Below are 695 nucleotides of genomic sequence, written 5' to 3' on the forward strand. Positions count from 1 at the left end.
CGCTGGCACGCCACGCTCAGCGGTGCTCCGCAGGGCGGGGTGGCCTCTCCGATCCTCTCGAACATCTACCTCGACCGGCTGGACCAGTTCATCGAACAGTCTCTCTTGCCTGAGTACAACAAGGGCCTGCGTCGGCGGCCCAACCGGGCGTATCAGGTCATCGGTTACGCGATCGAGAAGGCCAAACGGCACGGCGACCGGGAGATGGTGCAGGCGCTTCGGCTCCAACGTCGCTCCCTGCCGAGCCAGGACCCGAACGATCCGGACTACCGCCGGCTTCGCTACGTCCGTTACGCCGACGACTGGCTCCTGGGGTTCGCCGGCCCCAAGCACGAAGCCGAGGAGATCAAGGCGAGAATCGGCGAGTTCCTGCGCGACGAGCTCAGGCTGGAACTCTCCGAGTCCAAGACCGTGATCACCCACGCCACCAGCCAGGCGGCGCACTTCCTCGGCTACGAGATCAGAGCCCAGCACTCCGACACGAGGATCACCCGGAACCGTCGGGCGGTCAACGGAGCGATCGGCCTGTTCGTGCCCAAGCAGGTGATCAGGCAGAAATGCGCGCAATACATGAGCAAGGGACAACCCGCACAACGCGGTGTGCTGCTGCACGACGAGGACTTCACGATCGTCGCGAAGTATCAGGCCGAGTACCGGGGGTTGGTCCAGTACTACCTTCTCGCCCAGGACGTGTT

1 protein-coding gene is annotated in these 695 nt (G+C 64.3%); it reads left to right on the forward strand.

Annotated elements, in window-relative coordinates; all coding sequences use genetic code 11:
- The coding region (locus tag IEZ15_RS44190; RefSeq protein ID WP_189282548.1) for a reverse transcriptase/maturase family protein at positions 1–695 on the forward strand (695 nt) is incomplete at both ends.

Source organism: Streptomyces atratus, assembly GCF_014648655.1.
Taxonomy (GTDB): domain Bacteria; phylum Actinomycetota; class Actinomycetes; order Streptomycetales; family Streptomycetaceae; genus Streptomyces; species Streptomyces atratus.